The organism is Streptosporangiales bacterium, from assembly GCA_009379825.1.
In the GTDB taxonomy this organism is placed as follows: Bacteria; Actinomycetota; Actinomycetes; order Streptosporangiales; family WHST01; genus WHST01.
The window spans coordinates 217,429-238,025 of record WHTA01000001.1 but is presented as its reverse complement, the minus strand read 5'-3'; the positions used below and the strand labels follow the sequence as shown (position 1 = coordinate 238,025).

Annotated in this window: 21 protein-coding genes; 8 read left to right on the top strand and 13 right to left on the bottom strand. The window is 70.6% G+C overall.

Translation table 11 applies throughout. The annotated features are described in order from the left end of the window. On the top strand, nt 1-130 hold a 130-nt coding region (locus tag GEV07_01220), incomplete at its 5' end, for a transposase (GenBank protein MQA01386.1). Here the strand turns inward: GEV07_01220 and GEV07_01215 are convergent. From GEV07_01215 to GEV07_01175, 9 genes are all read right to left on the bottom strand, one after another. Beyond that, nucleotides 105-1,928 (bottom strand): DUF4158 domain-containing protein, encoded by a 1,824-nt coding sequence (locus tag GEV07_01215; protein MQA01385.1) that lies wholly within the window; start codon nt 1,926-1,928, stop codon nt 105-107. The genes GEV07_01220 and GEV07_01215 overlap by 26 nt on opposite strands. Before the next feature lie 71 nt (nt 1,929-1,999). Further along, nucleotides 2,000-3,097 (bottom strand): RNA polymerase subunit sigma-24, encoded by a 1,098-nt coding sequence (locus GEV07_01210; protein MQA01384.1) that lies wholly within the window; start codon nt 3,095-3,097, stop codon nt 2,000-2,002. Further along, a complete protein-coding gene (locus GEV07_01205; protein MQA01383.1) occupies nt 3,094-3,501 on the bottom strand; it encodes a hypothetical protein in 408 nt (135 codons plus the stop codon). Before GEV07_01205 ends, GEV07_01210 begins: the two co-directional genes overlap by 4 nt. 124 nt (nt 3,502-3,625) lie before the next feature. Next, complete coding sequence (locus tag GEV07_01200) at nt 3,626-4,126, bottom strand: pyridoxamine 5-phosphate oxidase (GenBank protein ID MQA01382.1); 501 nt, start codon at nt 4,124-4,126, stop codon at nt 3,626-3,628. A 54-nt stretch (nt 4,127-4,180) separates the two neighbouring features. Next, nucleotides 4,181-4,621, bottom strand: a complete 441-nt coding sequence (locus GEV07_01195; GenBank protein MQA01381.1) for a VOC family protein — start codon at nt 4,619-4,621, stop codon at nt 4,181-4,183. Nucleotides 4,622-4,901: 280 nt separating this feature from the next. Next, nucleotides 4,902-5,648, bottom strand: coding sequence for a hypothetical protein (locus tag GEV07_01190; protein MQA01380.1), 747 nt, complete (start codon nt 5,646-5,648; stop codon nt 4,902-4,904). Further along, nucleotides 5,594-6,238 carry a hypothetical protein gene (locus GEV07_01185; GenBank protein MQA01379.1) on the bottom strand — a complete coding sequence of 215 codons (645 nt, stop codon included), beginning with the start codon at nt 6,236-6,238 and terminating at the stop codon, nt 5,594-5,596. Before GEV07_01185 ends, GEV07_01190 begins: the two co-directional genes overlap by 55 nt. 116 nt (nt 6,239-6,354) lie before the next feature. Beyond that, nucleotides 6,355-7,584 (bottom strand): DUF349 domain-containing protein, encoded by a 1,230-nt coding sequence (locus tag GEV07_01180; protein ID MQA01378.1) that lies wholly within the window; start codon nt 7,582-7,584, stop codon nt 6,355-6,357. 20 nt (nt 7,585-7,604) lie between these two features. After that, nucleotides 7,605-8,441 (bottom strand): peptidylprolyl isomerase, encoded by an 837-nt coding sequence (locus GEV07_01175; GenBank protein MQA01377.1) that lies wholly within the window; start codon nt 8,439-8,441, stop codon nt 7,605-7,607. 238 nt (nt 8,442-8,679) lie between these two features. Here GEV07_01175 and GEV07_01170 point away from each other — a divergent pair, with 238 nt between their 5' ends. From GEV07_01170 to aspS, 3 genes are read left to right on the top strand one after another with little or no spacing between them, the layout of a single operon-like run. Beyond that, on the top strand, nt 8,680-9,375 hold the full coding sequence (locus GEV07_01170) for an MBL fold metallo-hydrolase (protein ID MQA01376.1): 696 nt from the start codon (nt 8,680-8,682) through the stop codon (nt 9,373-9,375). Nucleotides 9,376-9,418: 43 nt separating this feature from the next. Next, nucleotides 9,419-10,741: a histidine--tRNA ligase gene (locus tag GEV07_01165; protein MQA01375.1), complete on the top strand. Its 1,323-nt coding sequence runs from the start codon at nt 9,419-9,421 to the stop codon at nt 10,739-10,741. A 37-nt stretch (nt 10,742-10,778) separates the two neighbouring features. Then, nucleotides 10,779-12,554, top strand: coding sequence for an aspartate--tRNA ligase (gene aspS, locus GEV07_01160; GenBank protein ID MQA01374.1), 1,776 nt, complete (start codon nt 10,779-10,781; stop codon nt 12,552-12,554). A 17-nt stretch (nt 12,555-12,571) separates the two neighbouring features. Here the strand turns inward: aspS and GEV07_01155 are convergent, their stop codons facing one another. Then, nucleotides 12,572-13,264, bottom strand: a complete 693-nt coding sequence (locus tag GEV07_01155) for an FCD domain-containing protein (protein MQA01373.1) — start codon at nt 13,262-13,264, stop codon at nt 12,572-12,574. 145 nt (nt 13,265-13,409) lie between these two features. Here GEV07_01155 and GEV07_01150 point away from each other — a divergent pair, with 145 nt between their 5' ends. From GEV07_01150 to GEV07_01140, 3 genes are read left to right on the top strand one after another with little or no spacing between them, the layout of a single operon-like run. Continuing rightward, nucleotides 13,410-14,282, top strand: a complete 873-nt coding sequence (locus GEV07_01150; GenBank protein MQA01372.1) for a hydrolase — start codon at nt 13,410-13,412, stop codon at nt 14,280-14,282. A 26-nt stretch (nt 14,283-14,308) separates the two neighbouring features. Then, the gene (locus GEV07_01145; protein MQA01371.1) at nt 14,309-15,565 is read left to right on the top strand and encodes a divalent metal cation transporter; all 1,257 of its coding nucleotides are present in this window, start codon (nt 14,309-14,311) and stop codon (nt 15,563-15,565) included. Nucleotides 15,566-15,601: 36 nt separating this feature from the next. After that, nucleotides 15,602-16,207, top strand: coding sequence for a DUF1707 domain-containing protein (locus GEV07_01140; GenBank protein MQA01370.1), 606 nt, complete (start codon nt 15,602-15,604; stop codon nt 16,205-16,207). Here GEV07_01140 and GEV07_01135 read toward each other — a convergent pair. The 3 genes from GEV07_01135 to GEV07_01125 form a co-directional block, all read right to left on the bottom strand. Continuing rightward, the gene (locus GEV07_01135) at nt 16,176-16,955 is read right to left on the bottom strand and encodes a GNAT family N-acetyltransferase (protein ID MQA01369.1); all 780 of its coding nucleotides are present in this window, start codon (nt 16,953-16,955) and stop codon (nt 16,176-16,178) included. The two genes, GEV07_01140 and GEV07_01135, sit on opposite strands and share 32 nt — an antisense overlap. Nucleotides 16,956-17,086: 131 nt before the next feature. After that, nucleotides 17,087-19,408, bottom strand: coding sequence for an alpha/beta fold hydrolase (locus GEV07_01130; protein MQA01368.1), 2,322 nt, complete (start codon nt 19,406-19,408; stop codon nt 17,087-17,089). Then, on the bottom strand, nt 18,780-20,207 hold the full coding sequence (locus GEV07_01125) for an MMPL family transporter (protein ID MQA01367.1): 1,428 nt from the start codon (nt 20,205-20,207) through the stop codon (nt 18,780-18,782). The genes GEV07_01130 and GEV07_01125 overlap by 629 nt, the downstream gene beginning before the upstream one ends. Between GEV07_01125 and GEV07_01120 the strand changes: the two genes are divergently transcribed. Continuing rightward, on the top strand, nt 20,161-20,556 hold the full coding sequence (locus GEV07_01120; GenBank protein MQA01366.1) for a hypothetical protein: 396 nt from the start codon (nt 20,161-20,163) through the stop codon (nt 20,554-20,556). The genes GEV07_01125 and GEV07_01120 overlap by 47 nt on opposite strands. The last annotated feature ends 41 nt before the right edge of the window (nt 20,557-20,597 follow it).

The following is a 20,597-nucleotide window of genomic DNA, read 5'->3' as shown; positions in this document are numbered from 1 at the left end:
CCGCATCGAGTACAACGCGATCAGGCCACACGAGGCCATCGCCTTCAACCGGCCCAAGGAGGTGCACCTGGGCCTGGCCGACCCGAAGATCCCGACCTTTCAAGTCAAGGAAATCCTGCCAACTCCTTGACGCGGGACACGATCACCTCGGGGCCGCCACCGAAGTTCAACGGAACTCGGGACATCCTCGTTCCCCAGCGGCGCTGCACCTCGGCCTTGATACGCCGCAGGTTGCGTGGCTCGGGTGCCGCTTCGTATCTGGACAGCGTGATCGCACCCGAGGCGCGGTCGGTGATGTCGAGCCACTCAAGGCCCGGTACCGCGGTGTTCAGGTCGTCCAGGGCGGCGGTCATCTCGCTGCGCAGATCGTGGATGAACACGCTCGGGTCCAGTGGCTTTCGTAGCTCGCCATAGTTCTCCTCGCGGCGTTGCTCGAAGTCAGCCGGTAGGTCTTCGTCGGGATTGCGCCAGGAGTCGGCGCCGACTACCCAGATCTCCTTGCAGCGCAGCTGCTCGCGCAGCGCCTGGAACGTGACGACCTCGTAGACCATCCGCGTCACCCGGGCCCGGCCGCGGGTGTCGGCCCGGTAGACCAGGTCCGACCAGTCCCCGATCGTTCCTCGATGCGATGGCACCGTCTCGCCGAGCGGGTAGTAGGTGAGGTTGCCGGCCTTGGCGTATCGAGTGACCAGTGCCAGGGCGTCGATGACCGGCCGGTGGGTGGTGTTGTTGCTGCGGAACTCCAGCACGTCCAGCAGGGCGATCAACCCGCGGCGGTAGTGCCCGGTATAGGAGGCCCGCAGGGTGGTCTGCACTGTCCGCCGGTACACCGGCCCCTTGGTCTTGAACTCGTGCACCAGCTCCCGCAGCGTCTGTTCCCCGCCAGTCACCGCTGGGAACACCACCTCCCGGACAGCGTCATCAGGGGCAGCCAGCGCCGCCTCGGCGATGGCGAAGAGGATGTTCTCCTTGCCGGTCACCTTCTTGAACGCGTTGATCAGCTCGTTGGTGACCCTGCGTTCGGCCCGGGCGCCGATCCGGTGCACGGTGGCGACCAACAGCTCGACCAGTGTGTCGGTGATCTCGCGTTCCCGCCGATGCACCAGCGCCGCCAGCAACGTCACCGTCAATGGTTGTGCGTGACGGCGTAGATGCGACGGTGCCTCCGCTGCGGCCCTGGCCCGCCAGCCATCGAGGACTTTGGGGGCGACGTCGGCGAACAGCCCAGCCGGAAGGTCCAACGCCCGGACCGCCTGGAGCTTCCCGATCTCGGTCATCATCGACTCCAAGCTCACGTTGCCCGGGCTAGCCTTGATCAGGGCTAACAAAGACGCGGCCCCTTCGTCGACGTCGCCGGGCTCGTCATCCTCACTGGTTGCAATCAAGTTGAGCAGCCGGCCCGTCGCCGATGGATCCAGGCGTCCGGCGATCCGCAACGCCCAGGTCTGTTCGGCTGAGCGCAGGGCCGAACGAACCATCCGCAGTATCCGGCCAGCTGTCGGCGGCTCGATCCGTAGCCGCCGGAACTCGGCCAGCAGCTCCTCACGGACACGATCAGGCCGCCGCTCCGCGTGCGCGACGGCCTCCGACAGCCAACCCGTCAGCTTCTCCTGATCCGCGACGGTCGCAACGCGATAGCCGAGATGGTCCCGGATCTGGGCGCGGTGATACTCGATCGTGCTGCCCGACCACTCGTAGGACCCGAGGTCCGCGGCGTCGACGCCGAGCTGTCCAGCGACAAACACGATGACGTCGTCCGACACCTCCGAACGTCCGCGTGGGAAACGGCCGTGTCGGCTGTAGTGCTTCAACAGCACCGCGAAACCCAGCGCTGTGGCGCCCCGCCTACCGGCGAGCAGCTCTCGATCCTCATCCAACAGGGTCCAGAACTCGATCAGCTCGTCAACGTCAACCTCGGTCGGCTCCATGCACCGCAATCATTCCCGCAAAGTTCACAACTACTTGCCACCGCCCGCTATTGGGGCTGGTGACAGCGCCGTTACCAGCACCCCAGGTTGGGTGCTGATCGGGCGGCTTCCGCGTAGAGGCGTGCCGCGGTCACTGGGTCACCGTCACGCTCGTGCAGGTACGCCGCGACGGCGGTGTGGCGGGGCAGGGCGGGGTCGAGTTCCGCCAGGGCGGCCAGGCCGGCGCGCGGGCCGTCGGCCTCGCCGACCGCGACGGCCCGGTTGAGGCGGGCCACCGGGCTGTCGGTGAGGCGCACCAGTTCGTCGTACCACTCGACGATCTGCACCCAGTCGGTCTCCTCGGCCGTCGGGGCGTCGGCGTGCAGCGCGGCGATGGCCGCCTGGGCCTGGAACTCGCCCAGGCGGTCGCGGGCGAGGGCCGTCTGGAGCACGTCGACGCCCTCGGTGATCAGTTGGGTGTTCCACAGGCCGCGGTCCTGCTCGGCAAGCGGCACGAGCCTGCCGTCGGAGCCGGTCCGTGCCGGGCGCCGTGCGTGGTGCAGCAGCATGAGCGCCAGCAGGCCCGCGACCTCCTCATGCTGAGTCTTGGCCGCCAGTTGGCGAGTGAGCCGGATTGCCTCGGCGGCGAGGTCGACGTCGCCTGAGTAGCCCTCGTTGAAGACCAGGTAGAGCACGCGCAGCACTGTGGCGACGTCACCGGACTGGTCGAACCGGACGCCCGAGACGGTCCGCTTGGCCCGGCTGATCCGCTGGGCCATGGTCGCCTCCGGCACGAGGTAGGCCTGTGCGATCTGACGCGTGGTCAGGCCGCCGACCGCGCGCAGCGTGAGCGCGACGGACGAGGCCGGTGTCAGGGAGGGGTGCGCGCACAGGAAGTACAGCTGGAGCGTGTCGTCCACCGCCTCGCCCTGGCCGGGCACGGGTTCGGTCTCGCCGCGTACCTCGCGGTGCCGTCGCGAGGTATCGGCGCGGACGGCGTCGAGGAACTTGCGCCAGGCCACGGTGACCAGCCAGCCCTTGGGGTCCCGCGGCGAGTCGTCCGGCCACACCCGCACGGCCTCGACCAGGGCGTCCTGCACGGCGTCCTCGGCCACCGCGAAGTCAGCTCCGCGACGGACGAGGACACCGATCACCGCGGGCACCAGCTCCCGCAGCAGCGACTCGTTCACTCGGTGACCGTGGGCTGCTCGGCGTAGAACGGGCGCAGCTCGAGCCACTCGTGGATGGGCTTGCCACCCGCACCCGGAGCCGCCGACAGCTCGCCGGCAAGCTCGAGCGCCCGCTCGTAGGTCTCGACGTCGATCACCATCCAGCCGGCGATCAGGTCCTTGGTCTCCGCGAACGGGCCGTCGGTGACCGGCGGCCGCCCCTCGCCGTCGTGACGGACGAACGTGCCCTCCGGGGAGAGCGCCTGACTGTCGACGAACTCGCCGGTGCCCTCGAGCCGAGCGGCGAAGTCCTGCATGTACTGCACGTAGGCCGAGATCTCCTCCGGCGTCCACTGGTCCATCGGCACGTCGTTGACCGGTGCCGGCGCGCCCCGGTAGTGCTTGAGCAGCAGGTACTTGGCCATCATGTTCTCCTTGGTGAGGTACGGCCCATTGTGGCCGTGTTCATGTCGGGGACGGAGCCGCGGGCGGGTTCTCGACATCCCATCGCGAAATTTTCTGGCGGACTTCACAGCCTCCGCGTACCGCTCAGCGGTGCTGATGCTCCTCCCGCTGCCGGACCAGCTCCTCGACCACGCTCGGCAGAGTCGTCTCGAAGTCGATCAGCTTCGCCCAGTTCGGGGTCACGACGACGCGGACCATGCCGTCGTGGTAGAGCGAACGTACCTCCGCCTCCCACTCGACCCGCTGCTCGGGGGTCATCTGGTAGGTGCTGGTCGCCTGGAGGTACTCGTCCGGGATGCCAGCGACGAAGTCCAGCTCGGCCCGACCCCGGATGAGCAGGATCTTGGGCGGGTGCACCTCGGTGTCGATCGTCAGGGCAACCATCGGGTTCTCGCTCACGGCCTGAAGCTTCGGAGCGTTCTTCGATGTGCACATGACGATCTCCGAGCCGTTCCAGGTAAAGATGATCGGGACATTGCGAGGTGTGCTGTCCTTGGCGACGTAGGCCAAGCGGGTCACGTCGCGAGCCAGCAGCTCCTGACTGATCGGTCGGTTCAGTACCTCGGTGATCTCGTCCGGTCGCACGGTTACTCCTCCCGTCGTCGTTCCCGGTCCATCGCAGGTCGGCCGCGCGGACCGTCAGCTGATCTGCTCGGCCAGGCCGACGACGATGCCCTCCGGGCCGCGGACGTAGCAGAGCCGGTAGCTGTCCTCGTACCGCGCCACCTCACCGACGAGTTCGGCGCCGTGAGTGCTCAGGCGGGCGACCGTGTCATCGATGTCGTCGACCGCGAACATGACGCGGCGAATGCCCAGCGTGTTCGCCGGGGCGTCCGCCGGCACGCCGCTGATGGCCTTCGGCGTGTGGTACTTTGCCAGCTCGATCCGCCCATGGCCGTCCGGGGTCCGCATCATCGCCACCTCGACTCGTTGGTCGTCCAGCCCGACGACACGTGCCGCCCAACGCCCCTCGATCGGAGCCTTACCCTCCAGCTCCATGCCAAGTTCGGTGTAGAACGCAATGGCAGTCTCAAGGTCGTCGACGACAATGCCGACGTTGTCCATCCGCTGAATCGTCATGGTGGTTCTCCTTCTTCGTCGCGCGGCCCGTCGTGGCCACTGGTGCACCAAGGACGGAGCCAGCACCACATTCTCGACACCCGGAAACGTGCCGTGGATCTCCCGGCGTAGTTCTGGGGAAGCGAGGTAGTCACAGGCCGGGCGAACTCCTCAGCGGGTACGCCGACCTGCTCGGCGAACGCTGGAGTCCAGGACCTACCGGAGCCCCTGCCTGCCGCGGGTGGGTGACCCCGGTGGGCCAGCCGCGCTGTTCGCGTGGCTGGCCCTGTGCCGGGGCGGCCTAGACCTCGATGCCGGCGTGGCTCGGCTTGAACCACCAGGCCTGGTCGTCGCCGAGGACGTAGGTGCGGCCTTCGCCGGAGTCCTCGCCGGGGGCGCCCACCATCAGGCCGACGGCGCCGGCGGCGGTGCCGGCACGGTAGTCGACGTAGCCGCCGAACTCGTCGCCTCGCTCTACACTGCCTGGGATGTCCGGTGTGCCCTGGTTGATCCCGGTCGTCCGGCCGGTGGCCAGGCCGCGTGCGCTGCCCGGGATGGTGACGATGCGGCCGGCGTCGACGACGCGGCCGATGTCCTCGCCAGGCACCCCGATGGCGATGTCCGCGTACCCGTCGTCGTCGACGTCGTGCAGGGTGACGCTGTCGCCGAACTCGTCGTTGTCCTCGCCGGTGCCCGGCACCCCGGACGTGCTCTGGTTGATCTCCTGCCTGGCCCCGTCCAGGTTCGGCCCGGTGGCACGGCCGGGGAAGATCTCCACCCGGCCCCGATGGCGGGCAGTGCCCGAATTGCCGACCGCCAGCTCGGCCTGGCCGTCACCGTTGACGTCGCCGACGGCGACCCGGAGCTGGGCAGGGCTGAACGTGCGACCGTCGCCGGCCGTGTGCCCGTCCGGCTCGCTGAGCATCGTCCGCAGGTACGCCTCCTCCTCGCTGCCGAAGAGGGTGTACGCCAGGTCGGGACGGCCGTCGCCGGTCAGGTCGCCGGCGGCCACGCCGCTGACACCCTCCTCGGTGCTGCGGTCGAGCACCTCGACCGGCCAGCTCTCTCCTGGTCGCGGGCGTCCGCGCTGCCGGCGGCCCAGCCGAGCTCGCTGCCGCCGAGCACCAGGTCGTCGTAGCCGTCCTGGTCCATGTCCGCGGTGGCGGACGACCGACAGCCGGGGAACGACAGGTCCGGCAGGTTCAGCGCGACACCGGCGGCGAACCCGTCGGCGCCGCCGAACAGCACGCCGATGTCACCCACCCCCGACCGCACACCGCTGGTGCAGACGGCGAGGTCGGCGTAGCCGTCGGCGTCGTAGTCGCCGGAGGTGACCGCGTTGCCGAACTGGCGGTACGCCTCCGGTGAGCCGGGCACGTGCCCGCTGCCCTGCACGAGCCGCACCGGGTCGGTGCGGGTCGGCCCGTCCGGGGTGCCGGCGAACACCGCGACCGCGCCGGCCCGGGTCACCCCGTCGACGTCCGCGTTCCGGTGCGCGGTCACGGTCTCCGGGTAGCCGTCGCCGTCGAAGTCCCAGGGCTGGGCCGTGTCGGCCGGCGCCGCGTGAGCTGTGGTGCTGACGAGCATCGCGAGTGCAGCTGCGCCGAGTACCGCTGACAACGGTCTGCTGGGGTGCATCGGCCCCTCCTCGAGTCATCGCCCGCTGGGGCGCGGGCGCATATATGGTGCAGACTCCCAGAGGGTGTACCGGGTTGACATGACATGTTGGCCGCACCCGGCCGGTCGGACGGACGTCAGCTGAACTCTGCGAGGGTGCGTTCGGCCTCGGCCAGCCACTCGCGCTTGGTCTCGGCGGCGTTCTTCGCCTCCTCGGCCTCGCGCTCCTTGCCCCGTTCGCGGGCCTTCTCCGCGCTGCTCTCCAGCTTGGCGATCGACTCCCGCAGCTGCGCGACGGTGGCCTCGGCGCGGGCCCTGGCCTCCGGGTTGGTGCGCTGCCACTCCCGCTCCTCGGCGGCCCGCACCGCGTCCTCGACCTTACGGAGCCGGCCCTCGACCCTGGCGCGGTCACTGCGCGGTACGTGCCCCTCGGTGTTCCACCTGTCCCTGATGTCGCGCAGCGCGCTGCGCGCCGTGGCGAGGTCGGTGATCGGGAGCAGCTTCTCCGCCTCCTCGACCAGCGTCGTCTTGCGCTCCAGGTTGGCGCTCTGCTCGGCGTCGCGCTGCGCGAACGCCTCCGCGCGGGCGCCGAAGAAGGTGTCCTGGGCGGCCTTGAACCTGGTCCACAACTCCTGGTCGACGCTGCGCTCGGCCCGGCCCGCGGCGCGCCACTCGTTCATCAGGTCGCGGAACCGGCCGGAGACCGGGCCCCAGTCGGTGGCGTCGGCGAGGCTCTCCGCCTCGCGCACCAGCCGCTCCTTGGCCTCCCGCGCCTCGTCGTGGTGGCTGGCCAGCTCCTGGAAGTACTTGCGGCGACGCTTGGCGAACGTGTTACGGGCGGTCGCGAGGCGCTTCCACAGCGCCTGGTCGGTCGTCTTGTCCAGCCGCTCCAGGGTCTTCCAGGTGTCCACCAGCTCGCGGAGCCTGTTACCGCCTGCCTTCCACCTGGTGCCGGAGTCGGCGATCTCCTCGGCCTCGGTGACCAGTGCTTCCTTCTGCTGCCTGACCTCGTCCTTGTGCTGCTCCCGCTGCTGACGCATCGCCGCACGGCGTTCCTCGATGGCCGGGCGCAGCGCTTCCACCCGCGCCGCCAGCGAGTCCAGGTCGCCGACGGCGGCCGTGGACTCGATCGCCTCCGCCAAGTGGTCGGCCTGCTTGGTCGCGTGCTCGGGCGAGAGCGCGCCGCTGCCGAGGCGCTGCTCGATCAGCTCGACCTCGGTACGGAGCTCGTCGAACTTGCGGTGGAAGAAGGCGAGGGCCTCCTCGGGAGAGCCGGCTTGCCAGGATCCGACGACGCGTTCAACCTTCGAGGTGCGCACGTAGACAGTGCCGTCGTCGTCGACGCGGCCCCACGGGTCGCTGGTCACCGTACCTACCTATCGCCCTCTCACTTGCTGACCGAGACCTTCTCGATCGTCACCTTCTTCTTCGGCGGTCCGCCGCCGACCTGCGGATCTTCCTTCGTCGGGCCCGCCTTGCCGACCTGCTCGACCATACCCATTCCGCCGGTGACCTGGCCGAAGACCGTGTATTGCGGCGGCAGGTCGGACTCCTTGTAGACGATGAAGAACTGGCTGCCGTTGCTGTCCGGCGTGCCGCTGTTCGCCATCGCGAGCACGCCCTTCTTGTACAGGCTCTCGCCCTTCTTCATGCCCTTGGTGCTGACGTTCTCCGTGCCGTACTGGTAGCTGGGGCCCTGAGCTTTGCCGGCCGGTTTGCCGCACTGCAAGACGTAGAACCCTTTGTTGACGACGCGGTGACAACTCGTGTTGTCGAAGAACTTCTTACCCGCGAGGTAGCTGAACGAGTTCACCGTGCACGGCGCCTTCTCACCGAACAGCGAAACCCGTAGGTTGCCGCGGTTCGTCGCGACCGTCGCGGTGCGGTCCTTCTTCACCTTCTTCTTCGGCGGCGTGCCGACATCCTTCAGCTGGCCGCCCTGCGCAGGTACCTCCTGGTACGCGCACTCGTTCGGCTTCGCCGCCGCCGAGGTGTTCTGCTTGGGCTTCGGCGAGTCCTTGGTCGGCATCGCCTCCGGGTCCTTCTCGTCCTTGGAGATCGCGTAGGCAAGGGCACCCATACCACCGACGATGACGACGACGATGGCTACCGACGCCACAACCGCCTTGATCGTGCGATTGCGTTCGTCCTTGCGCATCCGGCGGGCAAGCTGGCGCTGATAGCGTTCGCGCTCGACCTGCTTGCGTCGCTCCTTGCCAGGCACCCGCTGCCTCCATCCGTCACGCTCTGCGGAAATCCTCAGGTCCCGGCATGGTAACCGGCCAGCCTGGGCCGGTGCGCACGCCGCCGGGGTTGATGCTCGGCCGTAACCCGCGCGGCCACCGGAACTCGGTCGCAGCGCCGTGACCACCGTCGGTACGCTCGAGGTGGTGGGCACCCGGCTCGGGGGACAGTAGCGGGTCGAGGGGAGAGCCCGCCAGCGTCCAGCAGAAAGGGGCGACGTGCTGATCGCCGGCTTCCCCGCGGAAGCGTTCGACACGAACTGCTACGTGATCGCACCGGCTGCGGGAGAGGAGTGCGTCATCGTCGACCCTGGGTACGGGGTCAGCGGACGCCTCGACGAGGTGCTCGCCGAACACCGGCTGCGGCCGGTGGCCGTGCTGCTGACGCACGGCCACCTCGACCACACCTTCTCCGTCACGCCGGTGTGCGGAGCCAAGGGCGTGCCGGCCTACGTGCATCCGGACGACTGTGCGCTGCTGGAACGGCCCGAGCGCGGCCTCTCCGCTGACATGGTCGCGATGCTCGGCGGCCTGGACTGGAGCGAGCCTTCCGACGTCAAGCCGCTGGCCGACGGCGAGGCGGTTCAGCTGGCCGGCCTGGAGATCACCGTGGACCACGCACCTGGGCACACCAGGGGCTCGGTGATGTTCCGGCTGCCCGCGGTCGAGGACATCCCCGAGGTGTGCCTGTCCGGCGACGTGCTGTTCGCCGGTTCCATCGGCCGCACCGACCTGCCCGGCGGCGACCATGCGACCATGTTGCACACGCTGCGTAAAAAGGTACTGACGCTGCCGGACACCATGGCCGTACTTCCCGGCCACGGTCCGCAGACCACCATCGGCAGGGAGCGGCAGGCGAACCCGTTCCTGCAGGACCTGCCCGACGGCGATGCGGATGCCGGCGCCGCCGGCTGACGCGCAGCCACGTCTCACCCGTTCGTCGAGGAGTTCCCCAGTCATGTCCAGACCGACCCGGTTGTCCGGCTTCCCCGAGTGGTTGCCCGCCGATCGGATAGTCGAGCAGCAGGTACTCGACACGCTGCAACGAGTCTTCGAGCTGCACGGCTTCGCGTCCATCGAGACCCGGGCGGTGGAGCCGCTCTCGGTGCTGCTCAGCAAGGGCGAGGTGGACAAGGAGGTCTACGTCGTCCGGCGGCTGCACGCCGACCCCGGTGAGGCCGAGGAGGACGCGCTCGCGCTGCACTTCGACCTGACGGTGCCGTTCGCCAGGTACGTGCTGGAGAACGCCGGCAAGCTCGACTTCCCGTTCCGCAGGTACCAGATCCAGAAGGCGTGGCGCGGGGAGCGGCCGCAGGAGGGCAGGTACCGCGAGTTCCTGCAGGCGGACGTGGACATCGTCGCGAGGGACACGCTGCCGCTGCACTACGAGGTGGAGCTGCCGCTGGTGATCGCGGACGCGCTCGCGGCGCTGCCGCTGCCGCCGGTGCGCATCCACGCGAACAACCGCAAGCTCGCGGAGGGCTTCTACCGCGGCATCGGCGTCGAGGACCCGATGGGCGTGCTGCGCATCGTGGACAAGCTCGACAAGATCGGGCCTGCCGGGGTGAAGGACGCGCTGACGACCGACGTCGGCCTGACCGACAAGCAGGCCGAGGCGTGCCTGTCGCTGGCCGAGATCCGTACCGAGGACGCGTCGTTCGTGGACGCGGTGCGGGCACTCGGCGCCGAGCACCCGCTGCTCGACGAGGGGCTGGACGAGCTGGTGCGGGTCGTCGAGGGCGTGCGGGAGCACGCGCCCGGTGCCGTCGTCGCCGACCTGAAGATCGCGCGCGGCCTGGACTACTACACCGGCACCGTCTACGAGAGCACGCTGGTCGGGCACGAGGACCTCGGCTCGGTGTGCTCAGGCGGCCGCTACGACAACCTGGCGAGCACCGAAGGCGCCAGCTACCCCGGCATCGGCCTGTCCATCGGGGTGAGCCGGCTGCTCGGCCGGCTGGTGGGCAAGGAGGTCGTGCGTGCCTCCAGGCAGGTGCCCACCTGCGTGCTCGTCGCCCTACCGGACGAGGACGCTCGCGCCGCCTGCATGCGCACGGCGATGACCCTGCGCCGCCGGGGCATCGCGACGGAGGTCGCGCCGAACGCGGCGAAGTACGGCAAGCAGATCAGGTACGCGGACCGGCGCGGCATCCCGTACGTTTGGTTCCCCGGCGCCGACGGCGACGAGGTGAAGGACATCAGGAGCGGTGACCAGATGCCGGCCGACCCGGCCAGCTGGAGCCCGCCGGACGACGACCTGTGGCCGACCATCACGAGCTAGCGGTGCCGCCGCTTCCGACCGACCCGAGGAGAGAACCGTGATCCGCACCCACGACGCCGGATCGCTGCGTGTGCAGCACGTGGGCGACACCGTCACCCTGGCCGGGTGGGTAGCGCACCGCCGCGACCACGGTGGCGTCATCTTCGTCGACCTCAGGGACGCCAGCGGTGTCGCGCAGGTGGTGTTCCGCGCCGCGGACGTCGCCGCGACCGCAGGCGAGCTGCGCAACGAGTACTGCATCGCGGTGACCGGCACGGTCGCGCGCCGGCCGGAGGGCAACGAGAACCCGGCGCTGCCGACGGGCGCGGTCGAGGTGGAGGCCGGTTCGCTGGACGTGCTGAGCGCGGCCGCCCCATTGCCGTTCCAGGTGGACGAGCACGTCGACGTCGGCGAGGAAGCCCGGCTGAAGTGGCGCTACCTGGACCTGCGGCGACCCGGACCCGCCGCCGCGTTGCGGCTGCGTTCCGAGGCGAACCGGATCGCCAGGGAGGTGCTGCACGGCAGGGACTTCGTGGAGATCGAGACGCCGACCATGACCAGGTCGACGCCTGAGGGCGCACGCGACTTCGTGGTGCCCGCCCGGCTGCGACCAGGCTCCTGGTACGCGCTGCCGCAGTCGCCGCAGCTGTTCAAGCAGCTGCTGATGGTGGCCGGCATGGAGCGCTACTACCAGATCGCCCGCTGCTACCGGGACGAGGACTTCCGCGCCGACCGGCAGCCGGAGTTCACCCAGCTCGACATCGAGATGTCGTTCGTCGAGGAGGACGACGTGCTCGAGCTCGGCGAGGCGGTCATCGGCGCGCTGTGGCAGGAGCTGGCCGGACACGAGATCCCGCGGCCGATCCCGCGGATGACGTACGCGGACGCCATGGCGCGCTACGGCACCGACAAGCCGGACGTGCGCTTCGGTCTCGAGCTGGTGGAGCTGACCGAGTTCTTCGCCGAGACGCCGTTCCGGGTGTTCCGCGCGCCGTACGTCGGCGCCGTGGTGATGCCGGGCGGCGCGGACCAGACCCGCAAGCAGTTCGACGGCTGGCAGGAGTGGGCACGGGCGCGCGGCGCGAAGGGGCTCGCGTACGTCGTGGTGAACGACGACGGCACCCTCGGCGGTCCGGTGGCGAAGAACCTCGCCGAGGACGAGCGCACCGGGCTGGCGAAGGCCGTCGGCGCCTCGCCGGGCGACGCGGTGTTCTTCGCCGCGGACGAGCCGCGCAAGGCGCGTGCGCTGCTCGGCGCGGCGCGGCTGGAGATCGGGCGCACCCGCGGCCTTGCCGACGAGAGCGCGTGGGCGTTCCTCTGGGTGGTGGACGCGCCGCTGCTCGAGCTCGCCGGCGAGACCGACGACGTCGCCGTCGGCGGCGGCACCTGGACGGCGGTGCACCACGCGTTCACCGCGCCGAAGCCGGAGTGGCTGGACCGGCTGGAGGAGTCGCCGGGCGAGGCACTGGCGAACGCGTACGACCTGGTCTGCAACGGCCACGAGATCGGTGGCGGCTCGATCCGTATCCACCGGGCGGACGTACAGCAGCGGGTGTTCGACCTGATGGGCCTGGACGCGGAGCAGGCGAACGAGAAGTTCGGCTTCCTGCTCGAGGCGTTCAAGTACGGCCCACCACCACACGGCGGCATCGCGTTCGGCTGGGACCGCATCTGCATGCTGCTGGCCGGCGCACCTTCGCTGCGCGAGATCATCGCGTTCCCGAAGTCCGGCGGCGGCTACGACCCGCTGACCAGCGCACCGGCGCCGATCACCGCCCAGCAACGCAAGGAAGCCGGCGTCGACGCACCGGCGAAGCCCACCCAGCCCGGCTGACCGCGCCGCCCGGCGGGTCAGGGCTCGAGCAGGTACCCGCGGACGCGGCGGAGGTGGGCGCGCATGGCGTCCGCGGCGGCGGGGGCGTCGCGCTCGGCGAGGGCGGTGGCTATCTGCCGGTGGTCGCGGCGGTACTCGTCGCGGCGGGTCACGGAGAAGCTGCGGCGCTTCAGGCTGCCCCACAGCGGCTGCTCCTGGCGCGCCTCGTTGATCATGTCGTAGATCCGCACCAGCAGCGCGTTGTGCGTCGCGGCGGCGATGGCGCGGTGGAACGCGGCGTCCCACACCTCGAACTCGTCGTGGCCCTCGGCGGTCTCGCAGCCGGTGGCGCACCGCTCCACCTCCGCGACGTCTGGCGGGGTGGCGGCGGTCGCGGCGAGCGAGACGAGCAGTGGCTCCAGGGTGACCCTGGCCTCCATGATCTCCGCCGGGCTGGTGGCCTCGACCGGGGCGGCCCGGGTGCCGTGGCAGTCCGGCGTGACGAACGTGCCGCGGCCCACGTGCCTGGTGATCTCGCCGCGCGCCTCCAGGATCTGCAGCGCGCGCCGCACGGTGGTACGGCTCTGTCCCGAGCGCTCGGCGAGCTCCCGCTCGGTCGGCAGCCGACTGCCGGGCGCGAGCTCTGCCATCGCCTGCTCGACCAGGTCGACGACGGACTTCTCACCGCCGAGCGCGCTGTCGTGTCGCTGCATGGGCACCCCTTGGACCATTGCAACCAATCCTACCGGCCGTCCGCCGTGGCGCTGCGTGACCTCGCCGCGTTGACCTAAGATCCCGGTAAAGCTAAGGTCAACCAATCAGATCGATCGAGACCATTAGTGGCCGACGGTGGGGGAGTCGCGTGAAGGGCCGGCGATGAAGCTCGTCACGTACCGCACCTCGGACAGCGACCGGGTGGGCGCCGTCGACGTCGAGCGGCAGGTGGTGCGGCCGCTGCTCGAACCGGCAGGCGACCTGCTGAGCCTGATCCAGGACTGGCCGGCCGTCGCGCCCGCGCTTGTCTTCGCCGCCGACCCGGTGCCGCTGGACGGCATCGAGCTGAGAGCGCCGCTGCAGCCGCGCAGGGACGTGTTCTGCGTCGGCAAGAACTACCAGGACCACTCCGGCGAGTTCGCCCGTAGCGGCTTCGACGCCACCGGCAAGGGCGCGACCGACGAGATCCCCGAGCACCCGATCGTGTTCACCAAGTCGACCGGCAGCGTCGTCGGGCCCGGCGCACCGATCGACCCGCACCTCGACCTGACCGAGTCACTGGACTACGAGATCGAGCTCGGCGTCATCATCGGCAGGACCGGCCGCGGCATCGCCGCGGCGGACGTGCCCGCGCACGTCTGGGGCTACACGATCGTCAACGACGTCACGGCCAGGGACCTGCAGCGGGCGCACCGGCAGTGGTACATCGGGAAGTCGCTGGACACGTTCTGCCCGATGGGGCCGTGGGCGGTCACCGCGGACGAGGTGGACCTGGCCGACCTCACGATCAGGTGCTGGGTGAATGACGAGCTGCGCCAGGACGGGCACACCCGCGACCTGATCTTCGACGTGCCGACGCTGGTCTCGACGATCTCGGCCGGCATCACCCTCCACCCGGGCGACGTGCTCGCGACCGGCACACCGGCAGGCGTCGGCATCGGGTTCGACCCGCCGCGGTTCCTGCGGCCGGGCGACGTCGTGGCGGGGGAGATCACCGAACTGGGGCGACTGGTCAACCGGGTGGCCGACGCCTGACCCCTCCGCAATGAAGCGAGGAACCCATGTCCGAGCCCACGGAGAAGACATCGCAGGACGTCGCGCCGCCGCCCAGGAGCCGCTGGAAGACGCTCGGCCCAGGCCTGATCGTGATGGCGGCGTTCATGGGGCCGGGGTCGGTGACCACGGCGAGCGTCGCCGGCGCGAACTTCGGTTTCGTCGTGCTGTGGTCGGTGGTGTTCGCCACCGTCGCCACGATCATCCTGCAGGAGATGACCGCGCGGCTGGGCATCGTCAGCCGCCTCGGGCTCGGTGACGCGCTGCGCCAGGCGTTCGCCAACCCGGTCTGGAAGGCGATCGCCGCGGTCCTCGTGCTGCTGGCCATCGCCGTCGGCGGGTTCTCCTTCGAGACCGGCAACGTCACCGGCGCCTCGCAGGGGCTGACCATCCTCACCGGTATCCCGTCGCAGGTGACGGCCGTGGTCGCCGGCATCATCGTGTTTGCGCTGCTGTTCATCGGCCGCTACAAGATCGTGGAGCGCACACTCGTGGTGCTTGTGGCGTTGATGAGCGTGGTGTTCCTGCTCACCGCCGTACTCGTCCGGCCGGACGTGGGGGAGATGCTGCGCGGTCTGGTCGTGCCTTCGGTTCCCGCCGGCTCGCTGATCACGCTGGTCGGGCTGATCGGCAGCACCGTCGTGCCGTACAACCTGTTCCTGCACTCCGCCTCGGTGCAGGAGAAGTGGCCGACGACGGTGCCGACGAAGCAGGCGCTGTCGGAGTCGCGGGTGGACACGTCGGTGTCGATCACACTGGGCGGGCTCATCACCGCGGCGATCCTCGCCACCGGCGCGGCCGCGTTCTTCCAGCACGGTGACACGGTGGAGGACGCCGTCGACATGGCCCGTCAGCTGGAGCCGACCCTCGGCACGGCCGCGGAGTTCCTGTTCGGCCTCGGGTTCATGGCCGCCGGGCTGACCAGCGCCATCACGGCGCCCCTCGGTGCCGCGTACGCGCTGACCGGCGTGCTCGGCTGGGGCCGCGACATGCGCAGCTGGCGGTTCCGTGCGGTCTGGATGACGGTGGTGGCCGTCGGCACGCTGTTCGCCGTGCTCGGGACGGCACCGATCGCCGTCATCCTGATCACCCAGTACGCCGCGGGCCTCACGCTCCCGGTGCTCGCGATCTTCCTGATCATCGTGATGAACCGACGTGCCATGCTGCGCGAGCACACCAACGGCGTGCTCGCGAACGTCCTCGGCGTGATCGTTGTGGCCGGTGTGGTGACGCTGGGCATCCTGCAACTGTTCGGCATCGGCTGACCCGCGGCCCCCTGACGGTGGACGTATGCTCTTTTCGTGCACACCGAGAAAGCCACGGGGGAGCAGTCGATGTCCACGCCTGAGGGGTTGCCCGCCGAGTCGCTCCGGGCGTCCGACGCCGACCGGCATGCGGCGGCGGAGACGCTCCGCGACGCCGCCGGCGACGGCCGGCTCGACCTCGCCGAGCTGGACGAGCGGCTCGACCTGGTCTACGCCGCAAGGACGCGGGCCGAGCTGACGCCGCTGGTGGCCGACCTGGTACCGGCCGCGCCGGCGGTGTCCAGCACCGAACCGCTGGTGCTGGAGACCCGCAGCGGCACCGTAAAGCGAACCGGTCGCTGGGTCGCGCCAGGGCGCATCATGGCGAGGTCGACGAGCGGGACGGTGAAGCTGGACTTCACCGAGGCCGCCCGCCCGGCCGGTGACGTCACCGTCGAGGCCGAGACGAAGTCGGGCGCGATCGTGCTGATCGTGCCGCGTGGCTGGCAGGTGCGGATCGAGTCGGCGGCGACGCACAGTGGCTCGGTGGCGAACAAGGCGATCGACCCGCCGCAGCCGGGCGCGCCGACGCTGTACGTGCACGGCGCCGTGCGCAGCGGCACGGTGAAGGTCAGGTACCCGTACCGCAGCCGGAAGCGCTGACCGCCGGCGCACGGTCGCCGGTCAGCTCGGCCGCGGTGAACGCGTGGTCGCACGCGAAGCCGAGCCGCAGGTAGAGCGCGCGTGCGGCGTCGTTGTCGGCGTACATGCCGAGGGTCACAGCGGACTTGCCCTCGGCGAGCAAGCCCCGGGTGGTCCAGGCGGTGAGCGCCGCGCCGTACCCGTTCCTGCGGTGTGCGTGCGCGGTGGCGACCGACGAGATGTGCCCGACGGCGGCGCTGCGGCTGGTGTCGGCGAGGCAGGCGGCGAGGCTGCCGTCGGCGGCCACCAGGCCGGCCCAGCGCACGGCGGCGTCGTCACCCGGCCAGGTGGACGTGCCCGGACTGCTCTCCTCGAGCAACGTACGGACGGCCGGCAGGTCGGCGACGGTGAGCCGGCGGGCGCGGTCCTCGGCCGCCAGCTGCGGCGGCGGCGTCGTGGTCCACAGCCAGTCCCAGTCGGCCAGCGGTGTCGCGGTGACCGTGGTGGGCAGGTGCGCCAGCCAGCCCCGCGGCAGCGAGGCGCGGGTGGCCGCGGGCACCTGGTCACGCACCTGGGCGAGCAGCCGCGCGGCGGCCGCCGGCGGGCCGACCCCGCTGAACCGGGTGCGGCCGTGCGAGGCGTTCACCCAGACGAGCGCGCCGTCCGCGGCCCAGGCGTCGCCGACGGTCCCGTTGCCGACGGCTGCCTGGACGTACCTGTCGCCGCCGCTGGCAGCGAGGATCTCGGTGGGAGACAGGGGATGGGGCACGGCTCCAGGTTAGCTCGCCGGGTAAGGAGCGGCAGTGCTGGCACCGGTTACCGCGACCGGCTCGTGCAGTCCGACGCCGGCGATCCAGTCGGCGACGTGCGCGGCGACCGCGTCCGGGTTACGGGCCCATTTCAGGTGGCCGGGTGCGACGCCGTCCGGCGCGTAGTGCCAGCGGTCGACCCTGGCGCTGCGCAGCTTGCCGCAGAGGTGGTCCATCGACGCCGCGGGAGCCAGGTGGTCACCGGCGACGGAGACGGCCAGCGCAGGCACCCGGACCCTGGCGATGAGAGCTGGTCGTAGTCGACGCCGCCGAGCCGGTACTGCCCGCTGCGCGCGTTACGTGCCCAGTCGCGCATCAGCCGCGCCGGCTGCCGGCCGCCGAAGTCGAACCGGTCGCCAGGCCAGTGCCCGGCGACCGCGCTGACCGCCGCGACGAACTGCGAGTAGCCGAGCACCGCGAGCCGGCGTTGCACCGCGGTGAAGCCGGCGAAGTACACGGTGCCGGCCGCCACCAGCACCACGCCGTCCACCTCGCCCGGGTGCTTCGCGGCGTAGAGCACGGCGAGCTGGCCGCCGATGCTGTTCCCACCGACCAGGAGCCTGCGGCCGCGGAACCGTTCCCGTAGCGCGGCGACGGCCGCGGCCAGGTCGGTGTCGACGAGCTCGGCGTAACCGTAGTCGGCGTAACGCGCGTCGACGGTGGAGTCGCCCTGGCCGGGCAGGTCGGCGAGCGCGACGGTGACGCCGTGCCTGGCGAGCGCCTCGCCGAAGCGCGCGTAGTAGCCGGCGGGCACGCCGAGCGCCGGCCAGAACAGCAGCACCGGCCCTTCGCCGTTGCCTGTGATGACCTGCGGCGGCACGTCGTGCCCCGCGGCCGTCGGCACCAGCTGCCTGCTCGCGCCGACGGCGACCGGCTCACCATCGCGGGCCGGCGGCCCGGCCACGGTGGGCGTCGCGGGATGCTCGTGCAGGCCGAGCCGCTGGTGCACCCGGAACAGCCAGCGCGGCGCCCACCAGTTGGCCTGGCCGAGCAGCGACATGGTCGCCGGCACCAGCAGGCACCGCACGAAGGTGGCGTCCACGGCCACCGCGACGCACATCGCCAGGCCCATCTGCTTGATCATCACCAGGTCGGCACTGACGAAGCCGGCACAGACCACGATGATCAGCAGCGCCGCCGACGTGATGATCCGGCCGCTGCGCTGCAGCCCGAGCTGCACCGCACGCCGGTTGTCGCCGGTCGCGTCGTACGCCTCCTTGATCCGGGAGAGCAGGAAGACCTCGTAGTCCATGGACAGCCCGAACGCGAACGCGAACACGAGGATCGGCACGAACAGGTCGAGCGAGCCCGGTGGGTCGAAGTTCAGCAGACCGGACAGGTGACCCTCCTGGAACACCAGCACGAGCATGCCGAAGGTGGCGCCGAGCGAGAGCACGTCCATGACGATCGCCTTCAGCGGGATGAACAGCGAACCGGTCATCAGGAACAACAGCACGAACGTGGTCAGCGCGATGATCCCCAGCCCGATGGGCAGCCGGTCGCCGATCTCCTTCTTCATGTCCACCAACAACGCGGCCGAGCCGGTGACGTGGCTGGTGAAGTCCGCCGGGTGGTCGCGGATGTCGCGTACCACCCGCTCGCCGACCTCCTCGTCCGTCTCGTCCCCGGTGGCCGCCTCGGTGTGCACGTCGAGCACCGCGACGCCGTTGCCGACCGCGCGCGCCTCGACCCGGTCGACGCCTGGCAGGTCGGCCACCACGTCGTCGCCGTAGTCGGCCATCGTCGCCCGGGAGACCTCGGCGACGACCTGCACGGGGTCGGCGTCACCGCCGGGGAAGCGGTCCTCCTGCACCTCCACCACCTGCCGGCTCTCCGCGCTCTTCGGCAGCGTGGACGCGTCCACGCCACCGAACTTGACGCCGAGGAACGGCGTGCCCGCGAGCAGCAGCAGCGCGGCCACGCCGACGGCCACGAGCGGCGCGACCCGCTGCGTGCCACGCGCGACCCGGGAGAAGAAGCCGTCGTCTGGCAGCGGCTTGGTGGGGACCCGCACCCAGCGGCCGGCCAGGCCGAGCAGGGCGGGGACGAGGGTGAGCGCCGCGGCGCCGGCGACCACGATCACGCTGATGCCCGCGATGGCGAAGGCGTGGAACATCTCCGTCTTGAACGCCAGCAGGCCGCTCAGCGCGGCCGCGACGGTGAGCGCGGAGAAGCACACGGTGCGGCCCGCGGCGGCGACCGTGCGGCTGGCCGCGTTCTCGCCGGGCAACCCGTTGCCGCGTTCCTCGCGATACCGGCTGACCACGAGCAACGCGTAGTCGATGGACAGGCCGAGGCCCATGATCGTGGTGATGGAGATGGCGTTGGAGTCGATGCCGACGACGTAGCTGAAACCGAGCAGCGCCAGCAGCGATCGCCGCGATCGCGCCGGCCAGCGGCATGAACGCGGCAACCAGACCGGTGAAGATCACGACGAGCAGCACGAAGGTGGCCGGGAACGCGATCAGCTCGCCGCGCCTGATGTCGTGCTCGACCTGCGCGGAGACGTCGTCGAAGACCGCGTTCTGCCCGCCGATCCGGACCTCGGCGCCCGGCACGTCGTCGTGGATCGCCCGCATCCGCCGGTCGAGCTCGTGGTGCGCGGCGTCCTCCTCGTCGGCGGTGAGGTCGTCGTCGATCTCCACCAGGACAAGCGACGCCCGCCCGTCCTCGGCGCGCATGGTCGGGTTCGGGGCGTCGTACCAGCTGACGGCGGACAGCACGTGCCGCTGGTCGCGGACTTCGGCCGCCGCGTCCTGCACGGCCGCACGCAGCTGCGGGTCGTCCACCTCGTGGTCGTCGACGAGCACCACCACCTGCTCGCCGACGTCGGCGACGTCCGCAAGCAGGTCGCTGCCCCTTACCGAGTCGCTGCCAGGCGCGGCGTACTCGGTGTCCGTCAGCCGGTCGAAGACCTGGGAACCCAGCCCGAAGCCGACGACGACGAGTGCCAGCCAAGCGGCGGCGATCCAACGGTGGTGTCGGTAACAGAACCGACCGAGCGCGGCGAGCACCCTCGTACGGTATCCAGCGGCACCGGCGCGAAGGGGGCCGTGGCGGTCCGTAGTGACCCGGTCATCGACGGCAGCAAGGCGCACGTACCCCGTTTGGCAATGCGGCAGCCGCTCCCTAGAGTCCGTCACTTCCGATGAGCGAAGGCACGTGATGCGACCAGCCAGATCGACCCGCGGCGTCGTAGCGGTCGCGAGCATCGCGGTGCTCAGCGTGCTGGCGACGGCGATGCTGATGCTCGGTCACGGCGCCAGCCACCTGCACACCGCTGATGCCGCCGGTCCGGCCACGACGGACCGTTCGCACACCGCCGCGCCAGGCGGCGGCCCGCAGCTGCACCACAGTGATCACCCGTCCCCTGAGCGGTCGGACTGCGGTCACCCGGCGCCGTACCGGTTGGACTGCCCGCAGGTGGCCGCGGTGGTGTCGGCGGCCGGGCCGTGGTGGTGTGGCGGGCCCGCCGCCGGAGACGTCGTGAGCGTGCCGGCGACGGCCGGAGAACCCAGACCGCCCGACGGCGTCCGTGCACTGCAGGTAATCCAGGTCTGATCCGCTCGACTCGCCCCGGGCGAGTGCTGTCACGGATGTCC

Coding starts and splice junctions, on each gene's coding strand:
- GEV07_01215 (MQA01385.1), bottom strand. CDS start 1,928: ATGGAGCCGACCGAGGTTGACGTTGACGAGCTGATCGAGTTCTGGACC.
- GEV07_01205 (MQA01383.1), bottom strand. CDS start 3,501: ATGGCCAAGTACCTGCTGCTCAAGCACTACCGGGGCGCGCCGGCACCG.
- GEV07_01195 (MQA01381.1), bottom strand. CDS start 4,621: ATGACGATTCAGCGGATGGACAACGTCGGCATTGTCGTCGACGACCTT.
- GEV07_01185 (MQA01379.1), bottom strand. CDS start 6,238: ATGCACCCCAGCAGACCGTTGTCAGCGGTACTCGGCGCAGCTGCACTC.
- GEV07_01165 (MQA01375.1), top strand. CDS start 9,419: ATGTCCAGACCGACCCGGTTGTCCGGCTTCCCCGAGTGGTTGCCCGCC.
- GEV07_01155 (MQA01373.1), bottom strand. CDS start 13,264: ATGGTCCAAGGGGTGCCCATGCAGCGACACGACAGCGCGCTCGGCGGT.
- GEV07_01150 (MQA01372.1), top strand. CDS start 13,410: ATGAAGCTCGTCACGTACCGCACCTCGGACAGCGACCGGGTGGGCGCC.
- GEV07_01145 (MQA01371.1), top strand. CDS start 14,309: ATGTCCGAGCCCACGGAGAAGACATCGCAGGACGTCGCGCCGCCGCCC.
- GEV07_01120 (MQA01366.1), top strand. CDS start 20,161: ATGCGACCAGCCAGATCGACCCGCGGCGTCGTAGCGGTCGCGAGCATC.
- GEV07_01125 (MQA01367.1), bottom strand. CDS start 20,207: ATGCTCGCGACCGCTACGACGCCGCGGGTCGATCTGGCTGGTCGCATC.